The following is an 8,363-nucleotide window of genomic DNA, read 5'->3' as shown; positions in this document are numbered from 1 at the left end:
AAAGCCAGGACCCATTACCCCAGGGAGATGTTTGGCGAAGATTGATCGTCGGTACTGCGACCGATCGGAATCGAGAGATCACGCTTATGGGTCCTGGCTTTCGCCAGGACGACGATGAAGAGACACATGTGCCGGCCTTCGCCGGGACGACCTTGGGATCTACCCCTGAGCGCGCAGCTTCTCCGCCGCCTTCGGTGCGAAATAACTCAGCACACCGTCGGCGCCGGCGCGCTTGAAGGCGAGCAGGCTCTCCATCATGGCGCGGTCGCCGTCGAGCCAGCCGTTGTTGGCGGCTGCCGCGATCATCGCGTATTCGCCGGACACCTGGTAGGCGAAGGTCGGCATTGCGAACGTGTCCTTCACGCGGCGGACGACGTCGAGATAGGGCATGCCGGGCTTGACCATCACCATGTCGGCGCCCTCGGCGATGTCGAGCTCGACCTCGCGCAACGCCTCGTCGGTGTTGGCGCTGTCCATCTGGTAGGTGCGCTTGTCGCCAGTGAGCGTCTTGGCCGAGCCGATCGCGTCGCGGAACGGGCCGTAGAAGGCGGAGGCGTATTTTGCGGCATAGGCCATGATCTGCACGTCAAGCAGGCCGGTGCGATCCAGACCCTCGCGGATCGCGGCGACGCGGCCGTCCATCATGTCGGAGGGCGCGATGATGTCGCAGCCGGCTTCGGCCTGCACCAGGGCCTGACGCACCAGCACGGCGACTGTCTCGTCGTTCAGGATCTTGCCGTCGGAGATCAGGCCGTCATGGCCGTGACTGGTGAAGGGATCGAGCGCGACGTCGCAGAGAATGCCGATCTCCGGAAACTCCTTCTTGATCGCGCGCACCGCCTGGCAGACCAGATTGTTCGGGTTGGTGGCTTCCGAGCCGTCCTCGTCGCGTAGGGATGGGTCGGTGTAGGGAAACAGCGCGAGGCACGGGATCGTGAGCTTCATCGCCCGCTCGGCGTCGCGCACGGCCTGATCGACGCTGAGACGCTCGACGCCCGGCATCGAGGCGATCTGCTCGCGCTTGTTGTTGCCGTCGATCAGAAACAGCGGCCAGATCAGATCGTCCGTCGTGAGCACGTTCTCGCGCACCATGCGCCGGGCCCATTCGGCCTTGCGGTTGCGGCGCGGGCGCACGGTCAGATCGAGGGCAGGGGAGGCCCCAGTGCCATCCCGGCGCGAGACTTCGCGCAATTCGATCGGACGCCCGTATTTGATCGCCATCACTCTTCCTCCGGCTGGAATTATTCTTATACCAGCTCGCATGGTTCCCGTCACCGCGGGTTGACCTGTCGCAAAAGATGGCAGCCGATTGATTTTGCGGGGCAAAGCAGCCAGAAGGGGGCATGTCCGAGATCTCCACCCGCGATGTGGCCCGCGACAGTGCCAGGGACGCCGTCCGAGACAATGCCAGAGACAGCGCAATGTCGGTGGCGGCGATCTCGTCGGAGCGGGCTGAGTCCGACGACAATGTCTGGACGCGCCGGCTCGTGCTGTTCCTGCGGGTGATGGCGCTGCTCTCGATCCTCAAGGGCCTCTACCATTGGGCGCAGGTGACGGGCTTCGTCGGCGGTGAGGACGAGGCGTTCGAGAACCAGTCGATGGCCTGGCAGGCCTCGACCATCTACTTCGCCGTGATCGAACTCGTTGCCGCGGTCGGGCTGTGGCTGGCGACGCCCTGGGGCGCCGTGGTGTGGCTGACGACCGTCGTGTCGATGGCGGTGATCGAACTGATGTTCCCGGGCATCTACGGCGGCAGCCTGATTGTGGTCGGGGTCGAAGCCTTCATGCTGGCGGCCTATCTCGCACTCGCCTGGATGGCCGCACGCGAACGGCCGCCATAGCAAACTCTCGTGTCCCGGCTCTGCGCTCCGCTTCGCTGTGCTGGTCCGGGACAGGAGAATGTCGCGCTTGGTTGACGGCTGGTTGCGTAAAATTCGACGTAAGTTTTCGCTAACCAGCGTGTTCCGCCACAGCTCTTACGCGGCCGTTTCGAAACGGGGCGGGGCTGTTCTGGAATGCGACAATCGGGGCGGACGGAGGGTGAACAGGACCTTGCGAGAGTCAACAGAGAGTTGCGAAAAGTGCTTGTGGCACAGGCTTAATCCGCAATTCACTGTCTTAAATTCATGATCTCTTTATTCTCTTATTTAAGCCGATCTTCAAACGAGCCCCTTAAGTTGCACCTATCAGACGGGACACAAGTTTCGTCGAATGAGTGTCGATAAAAACGACAACAGGGGAAGTGTCATGATGAAAGCCGTCGCAACTGCGGCAGATACCGCAGAGCGCGTCTCCGGCCAGCAGGGTTCGGTGCAGACGCTCTATCTGGAAGCCTTGACCCTGGTGGAGCGGCTGCATCGCCGGCTGCTCGACGTGATCAAGGACGAGTTTGATCGCCGCGGCCGTGCCGACATCAACTCGGTGCAGGCGCTGCTGCTCTACAACATCGGCGACAAGGAGCTGACCGCGGGCGAACTGCGCACGCGCGGTTATTATCTCGGCTCCAACGTCTCCTACAATCTGAAGAAGCTCGTCGAGCTCGGCTTCCTCGATCATCAGCGCTCGCGCGTCGATCGCCGCTCGGTGCGCATCCGCCTGACGCCGCAGGGCCAGGAAGTCCGCCGCATCGTCGACTCGCTCTACCAGAAGCACGTCAAGACGGTGGAGCAGGTCGGTGGCATCTCGGGCGAGGAGTTCTCGACCCTCAACAAGTCGCTGCACCGCCTCGAACGGTTCTGGACCGACCAGATCCTGTATCGTCTCTGAGTTCTTTTCGACGGGACAAGGCCAAGCCGGCCCACAACAAGACCGGCAAGCCTCCCAACGTGCCTGAGCTTCCCCAAGCGCGCCGGCCCGGCTGTGTCCGGACCGGTGCGTTTTTCCATTTCGCGGTTGCGAAAAAAATCCCCGATTCCATGGAACGAGTTCCCGGTTCGGCACTTATCTCCTCCGGATCGGAGGCTGACGATGCTGGTCGAGCGGGGCGTGGGGGTGATGAACGTGGAACTCGTGAGCGAGGCCTATGCCATCGCCGCGAACTATCTTCGCCGCTCCGGCGCGATCCGCGACACCCTCGTCACCGACGAAAGCCTGCTCGAGATCGTCATCCAGCTGCTCCAGCACGGCGAATTCAACAAGATCAGGTTGGCCAACAAGGCCATCGTCAGGTTCGAGGCGCAGTCCGAGGCCAAAGCGGTTGCCTGATCTCAACCCCCAAACGCGGCAAAAACCAGAGGGTGCCATGGAAGCTGCCATTGACCGGATCATGCATACCTACGATTTGCTCGCCAACCGCACGTCTGCGGCGAGCGCGGAGGCGCGGGAAAAGGTCACCAACTATCTCAATACGTTGATGGAAGCCGGCGAGAAAGACACCCACAGGTTGACGGTTTGCGGCCTCACCTATCTGCGGCAGCTCGACGGCAGCGTGGATCCCGTGAAGGCGGGGTATACCGGGCTTTAGAGGCTGGCTCGCACCCGCGCGGCCTTTCAAGCCCAAAGGAGGTCTTTCAGGACACGGACGACCGGATACCGCCCCGTCGTCCAAATCCTCTAATCCCACTATATCTTGCATAAATCACCGGTCCGACCCGCAACTACTTGGCCTGTTGCGGGCGATGTGGTAGATCGCGCTCGCCGCTTCCGATCGCCACACCAGACCCGCCCGTAGCCCGCCAAAAGGCTGCGGCGGTGGAGATATTCGCAAGATGACCTTCGCCAAAACCGCCTCCGCGCCCGATTCGTTTTTCACCGCCTCGCTCGAGCAGGCTGACCCGGAAATCGCAGCCGCCATCAAGGGCGAGCTCGGCCGCCAGCGTCACGAGGTCGAGCTGATCGCCTCCGAGAACATCGTCAGCCGTGCCGTGCTGGAAGCGCAGGGTTCGGTGATGACCAACAAATATGCGGAAGGCTATCCGGGCGCGCGCTACTACGGCGGTTGTGAGTGGGTCGACGTCGCCGAGAACCTCGCGATCGATCGCGCCAAGAAGCTGTTCGGCGCCAACTTCGCCAACGTGCAGCCGAACTCCGGCAGCCAGATGAACCAGGCGGTGTTTCTGGCGCTGCTTCAGCCCGGCGACACCTTCATGGGCCTCGATCTCGCGGCCGGCGGCCATCTCACCCACGGCTCCCCCGTCAACATGAGCGGCAAGTGGTTCAAGGCCGCGCACTACACCGTGCGCCGCGAGGACCAGATCATCGACATGGACGCCGTCGCCAAGCAGGCCGAGGAGGTCAAGCCGAAGCTGATCGTGGCCGGCGGCTCGGCCTATTCGCGCGCCTGGGACTTCAAGCGCTTCCGCGAGATCGCGGACAGCGTCGGCGCGTATCTCCTGGTCGACATGGCGCACTTCGCCGGTCTCGTCGCCGGCGGCGTGCATGCCTCGCCGGTGCCGCATGCTCACATCACCACCACCACGACCCACAAATCGCTGCGCGGTCCGCGCGGCGGCCTGATGCTGTGGAATGACGAGGCGCTGACCAAGAAATTCAACTCGGCGATCTTCCCGGGCCTGCAGGGCGGCCCCCTGATGCATGTGATCGCGGCGAAGGCAGTCGCCTTTGCCGAGGCACTGCGGCCGGACTTCAAGGTCTATGCCAAGAACGTCGTCGAGAACGCCAAGGCGCTGGCCGAGGCGATGAAGGGCCACGGGTTCGATATTGTCTCCGGTGGCACCGATAACCATCTGATGCTGGTTGACCTCCGGCCGAAGGGCCTGAAGGGCAACGCCTCGGAGAAGGCGCTGGTTCGCGCTGCCATCACCTGCAACAAGAACGGTATTCCTTTCGACCCCGAGTCGCCGTTTGTCACCTCCGGTATTCGGCTGGGCACGCCTGCGGCAACCACCCGCGGCTTCGGAGTCGCTGAATTCCAGCAGGTCGCCGGTATGATCGCCGAAGTCCTCAACGCGATCGCGCAGTCCTCCGACGGCAAGGCGCCGCTGGTGGAAGCCGCGATCAAGGAACGGGTCAAGGCGCTCACCGACCGTTTCCCGATCTATCAGTAAGGTCCAAGAAAACCGGTCAAGGTCAACGGATGCGCTGCCCGAACTGCAACAGTCTCGATACGCAGGTGAAGGACTCGCGTCCGACCGAGGACTCTTCCGTGATCCGCAGGCGACGCGTGTGCGTCGCCTGCAATTTCCGCTTCACCACCTTCGAGCGCGTGCAGCTGCGCGAGCTCACGGTGATCAAGCGCAACGGCCGCCGCGTGCCGTTCGACCGCGACAAGCTGATGCGCTCGGTGTCGATCAGCTTGCGCAAGCGGCAGGTCGAGCCGGAGCGGGTGGAGAAGATGGTCTCCACCATCGTGCGCGAGCTCGAGACCGGGGGCGAGGCTGAAATCTCCTCCGAAGTGATCGGCGAGACCGTGATGGAGCATCTGCGCACGCTCGACGATGTTGCCTATGTCCGCTTCGCCTCGGTCTACCGCAATTTCCGCGAGGCCAAGGATTTCGCCGACGTGCTCGGCGAGCTCTCCGGTGAGGAGGAAGCGCGGCTCGCCGCGATCCGCAAATGATCTTCCGCATCCTGGAGGATCAATTCGCGCAGAAGGCGCGCGAGTCCAGGGATGCCGACCGGCGCTTCATGGAGCTTGCGCTGGCGCTCGGCAGGCGCGGGCAGGGACGTACCTGGCCCAATCCCGCCGTCGGTGCCGTTATCGTCAAGGACGGCGTGATCGTCGGCCGCGGCTGGACCCAACCAGGCGGGCGGCCGCATGGCGAGCCTGAAGCGCTGCGGCGTGCCGGCGAGGCCGCGGGCGGCGCCGCGCTCTACGTCACGCTGGAGCCATGCTCGCATTTCGGCAAATCGCCACCGTGCGCCGACGCCGTGATCGCCGCCGGCATCAAGCGTGTGGTGGCCGCGATCAAGGATCCCAATCCGGAAGTCGCCGGTCAGGGCCATGCGCGCCTGCGCGCCGCCGGCATCATGGTGGATGTGGGTCTGTGCGCGCGCGAAGCCGCCTTCGACCACGCCGGGCATTTCCGTCGCATCAGGGATCAGCGCCCACATGTGATCCTGAAGCTTGCGGTCTCGCCCGACGGCAAGATCGGCGCGGCTGGGGGCAAGCCGGTCGCGATCACCGGCGAGGCAGCGCGCAACCGGGTGCATCTCCTGCGCGCGCAAAGCGACGCCGTCCTGGTCGGCATCGGCACGGTGCTGGCGGACGATCCGCAGCTCGACTGCCGCCTGCCGGGCATGGCAGCGCGCTCACCGGTGCGCGTGGTGCTCGATCAGAGCCTGCGCATTCCCGGCGCGAGCAAGCTCGTGGGCTCCGCGCGCGAGATTCCACTGTGGGTGATGGGTTCTGAACTCGCGGAGGCCGCGGCCGCCACGCGGCTCGGTGCTGCCGGCGCGCAGGTGATCCGCGTGCCGCCCGGCAACGCCGCGGGACTCGATCTTGCGGCAGTGCTGCATGCATTGGCCGGGAAGGGCATCACGCGGCTGATGGTCGAGGGCGGCAGCCGCGTTGCGGCGTCCTTCATCGCCGCTGACCTCGTTGACGAAATATGGCTGTTCCGCGGCGCGGATGCGGTGGGCGCTGACGGGGTGGATGCGCTCGCTGCATTGCCCCTGTCGAAAATCACGCAGTCGCAGGCCTATAAGGTTCATGCTAGCGAGACCTTCGACAAGGATACTCTCACCATCTACGAGCGCGCGTAATGTTCACCGGCATTGTCACTGATATCGGCGAGATCGTCGGCTTCACGCCGACAGCGCGGGGCCAGTTGCACCGGCTGCGCATCGCCTGCCGCTACGACCAGACCACCATTGCGGACGGCGCCTCGATCGCCTGCAATGGCGTCTGCCTGACGGTGGTTGCTTCTGGTGTCGAAGGCGGCAAGGACTCTGCTCAGAGGTCCTGGTTCGACGTCGATGCCGCGGCCGAGACGCTGGCGCTGACGACCGCCAAGCACTGGAGGGTCGGCACCAGGCTCAATCTCGAGCGTGCGCTCAAGATCGGCGACGAGCTTGGCGGGCATATCGTCGCCGGCCATGCCGATGGCATCGCGACCCTCGTCGGCCGCGAGGACCTGCCCGAGATGGCGCGGTTCGAGCTCTCCACGACGCGGGAGCTGGCGCGGTTCATCGCGACCAAGGGCTCGATCACGCTCGACGGCGTCTCGCTGACGGTTAATACGGTGAAGGACGTGACCTTTTCCGTGCTGATCATCCCGCACACCCTGACGGTCACGACGATCGGCGGCTGGAAGGCGGGGGATGAGGTCAATATCGAGGTTGATCTGATGGCCCGCTACGCGGCGCGGCTGACGGAAATGAAGTGACGGCGTCTTTGAACTTGGCTTACCCGCTGGTGGCGACTACATAGCGCCAACCCCTGTGGAACGGATTTGACGATGGCAGACGCGCGGCGCGCACCCCTGAAGGACCAGACCGACATTTCCGGCGCACGCGCGCTGATTGTCGAGGCACGGTTCTATGATGATCTCCAGGACGCGATGCTCGAAGGCGCGGTGGCCGAGCTGAAGGCGGCCGGTCTGACCCACGACGTCATCACGGTTCCCGGCGCACTGGAGATTCCTGCGGCGATCGCCATCGCGGTTGATGCCGCGGCCGCCAATGGCAAGCCCTACGACGCCGCGATCGCGCTCGGCTGCGTGATCCGTGGCGACACCATCCATTTCGAGATCGTTTCGCAGGAATCCTCCCGCGCGCTGATGGACTTGGCGGTGGCGCGCAAGCTGCCGCTCGGCAACGGCATCCTCACCGTCAACACCGAGGCGCAGGCCTGGGCGCGGGCGCGTGCCAGCGAGTTGAACAAGGGCGGCGACGCCGCGCGGGCCGCGATTGCGATGCTGCGCATAAAGCGCCGGCTGGCGCGGGCTTGATCATGGCCGATAACAGCAAGAAGCCGCCGTCTGGCACGGAGAAGAAGGCGAACCGGCGCGGTGCGGCGCGGCTCGCAGCCGTGCAGGCGCTGTACCAGATGGATATCGGCGGTGCCGGCATCAACGACATTTTTGCGGAGTTCGAGAGCCACTGGCTCGGCAACGAGGTCGAGGGCGACACATATCTCCCGGCGGAAGCGGCGTTCTTCCGCGATGTCGTCTCCGGCGTCGTGCGCGACCAGAAGAAGCTCGATCCGCTGATCGACGAGGCGCTGTCGAAGGGCTGGCCGTTGAAGCGCATCGAAGCGATCCTGCGCGCGGTGCTGCGGGCAGGGGCCTACGAATTGGAACACCGCAAGGACGTGCCGGGCCGCGTCGTCGTGTCCGAATATGTCGACGTCGCCAATGCCTTCGTCGACCGCGAGGAGACCGGCATGGTCAACGCGGTGCTCGACCAGATCGGCCGCCAGTTTCGCGGTGACGAGTTCGGGCGGGGGTAGTTATACATCCCGC

At 64.4% G+C, this 8,363-nt stretch carries 11 protein-coding genes; 10 read left to right on the top strand and 1 reads right to left on the bottom strand.

Annotated elements, in window-relative coordinates:
- Nucleotides 1-159: 159 nt before the first annotated feature.
- Entirely contained in the window at nt 160-1,221 is a 1,062-nt protein-coding gene (gene hemB / locus IVB47_RS16110; RefSeq protein ID WP_247462576.1) for a porphobilinogen synthase, read from the bottom strand.
- Nucleotides 1,222-1,343: 122 nt separating this feature from the next.
- Here hemB and IVB47_RS16105 point away from each other — a divergent pair, with 122 nt between their 5' ends.
- The 10 genes from IVB47_RS16105 to nusB all read left to right on the top strand — a co-directional run bounded on the left by IVB47_RS16105 (nt 1,344) and on the right by nusB (nt 8,350).
- Nucleotides 1,344-1,841: a DUF6163 family protein gene (locus tag IVB47_RS16105; RefSeq protein ID WP_247435085.1), complete on the top strand. Its 498-nt coding sequence runs from the start codon at nt 1,344-1,346 to the stop codon at nt 1,839-1,841.
- A 406-nt stretch (nt 1,842-2,247) separates the two neighbouring features.
- The gene (locus IVB47_RS16100; RefSeq protein WP_007603420.1) at nt 2,248-2,766 is read left to right on the top strand and encodes a MarR family winged helix-turn-helix transcriptional regulator; all 519 of its coding nucleotides are present in this window, start codon (nt 2,248-2,250) and stop codon (nt 2,764-2,766) included.
- Nucleotides 2,767-2,967: 201 nt separating this feature from the next.
- Nucleotides 2,968-3,204 carry a hypothetical protein gene (locus IVB47_RS16095; protein ID WP_247289352.1) on the top strand — a complete coding sequence of 79 codons (237 nt, stop codon included), beginning with the start codon at nt 2,968-2,970 and terminating at the stop codon, nt 3,202-3,204.
- A 37-nt stretch (nt 3,205-3,241) separates the two neighbouring features.
- Nucleotides 3,242-3,463 carry a hypothetical protein gene (locus IVB47_RS16090; protein ID WP_007603423.1) on the top strand — a complete coding sequence of 74 codons (222 nt, stop codon included), beginning with the start codon at nt 3,242-3,244 and terminating at the stop codon, nt 3,461-3,463.
- 244 nt (nt 3,464-3,707) lie between these two features.
- The gene (gene glyA / locus IVB47_RS16085; protein ID WP_247289354.1) at nt 3,708-5,006 is read left to right on the top strand and encodes a serine hydroxymethyltransferase; all 1,299 of its coding nucleotides are present in this window, start codon (nt 3,708-3,710) and stop codon (nt 5,004-5,006) included.
- A gap of 29 nt (nt 5,007-5,035) precedes the next feature.
- Nucleotides 5,036-5,518, top strand: a complete 483-nt coding sequence (nrdR, locus tag IVB47_RS16080) for a transcriptional regulator NrdR (protein ID WP_007603426.1) — start codon at nt 5,036-5,038, stop codon at nt 5,516-5,518.
- Entirely contained in the window at nt 5,515-6,663 is a 1,149-nt protein-coding gene (ribD, locus tag IVB47_RS16075; RefSeq protein WP_247462574.1) for a bifunctional diaminohydroxyphosphoribosylaminopyrimidine deaminase/5-amino-6-(5-phosphoribosylamino)uracil reductase RibD, read from the top strand. Before nrdR ends, ribD begins: the two co-directional genes overlap by 4 nt.
- The gene (locus IVB47_RS16070; RefSeq protein WP_247462572.1) at nt 6,663-7,286 is read left to right on the top strand and encodes a riboflavin synthase; all 624 of its coding nucleotides are present in this window, start codon (nt 6,663-6,665) and stop codon (nt 7,284-7,286) included. The genes ribD and IVB47_RS16070 overlap by 1 nt, the downstream gene beginning before the upstream one ends.
- 72 nt (nt 7,287-7,358) lie before the next feature.
- A complete protein-coding gene (ribH, locus tag IVB47_RS16065; protein ID WP_007611095.1) occupies nt 7,359-7,850 on the top strand; it encodes a 6,7-dimethyl-8-ribityllumazine synthase in 492 nt (163 codons plus the stop codon).
- Between the two features lie 2 nt (nt 7,851-7,852).
- Nucleotides 7,853-8,350: a transcription antitermination factor NusB gene (gene nusB / locus IVB47_RS16060; RefSeq protein ID WP_247435098.1), complete on the top strand. Its 498-nt coding sequence runs from the start codon at nt 7,853-7,855 to the stop codon at nt 8,348-8,350.
- Nucleotides 8,351-8,363: the final 13 nt, after the last annotated feature.

Source organism: Bradyrhizobium sp. 62 (genome assembly GCF_023073035.1).
GTDB lineage: Bacteria > Pseudomonadota > Alphaproteobacteria > Rhizobiales > Xanthobacteraceae > Bradyrhizobium.
The sequence above is the reverse complement of the archived record's forward strand: the minus strand, read 5'-3'. Positions and strand labels throughout refer to the sequence as shown.

Bases quoted from the DNA above. Each gene is read 5' to 3' on its own strand.
- hemB (WP_247462576.1), bottom strand. From the start codon at position 1,221: ATGGCGATCAAATACGGGCGTCCGATCGAATTGCGCGAAGTCTCGCGC.
- IVB47_RS16105 (WP_247435085.1), top strand. From the start codon at position 1,344: ATGTCCGAGATCTCCACCCGCGATGTGGCCCGCGACAGTGCCAGGGAC.
- IVB47_RS16100 (WP_007603420.1), top strand. From the start codon at position 2,248: ATGATGAAAGCCGTCGCAACTGCGGCAGATACCGCAGAGCGCGTCTCC.
- IVB47_RS16095 (WP_247289352.1), top strand. From the start codon at position 2,968: ATGCTGGTCGAGCGGGGCGTGGGGGTGATGAACGTGGAACTCGTGAGC.
- IVB47_RS16090 (WP_007603423.1), top strand. From the start codon at position 3,242: ATGGAAGCTGCCATTGACCGGATCATGCATACCTACGATTTGCTCGCC.
- glyA (WP_247289354.1), top strand. From the start codon at position 3,708: ATGACCTTCGCCAAAACCGCCTCCGCGCCCGATTCGTTTTTCACCGCC.
- nrdR (WP_007603426.1), top strand. From the start codon at position 5,036: ATGCGCTGCCCGAACTGCAACAGTCTCGATACGCAGGTGAAGGACTCG.
- ribD (WP_247462574.1), top strand. From the start codon at position 5,515: ATGATCTTCCGCATCCTGGAGGATCAATTCGCGCAGAAGGCGCGCGAG.
- IVB47_RS16070 (WP_247462572.1), top strand. From the start codon at position 6,663: ATGTTCACCGGCATTGTCACTGATATCGGCGAGATCGTCGGCTTCACG.
- ribH (WP_007611095.1), top strand. From the start codon at position 7,359: ATGGCAGACGCGCGGCGCGCACCCCTGAAGGACCAGACCGACATTTCC.
- nusB (WP_247435098.1), top strand. From the start codon at position 7,853: ATGGCCGATAACAGCAAGAAGCCGCCGTCTGGCACGGAGAAGAAGGCG.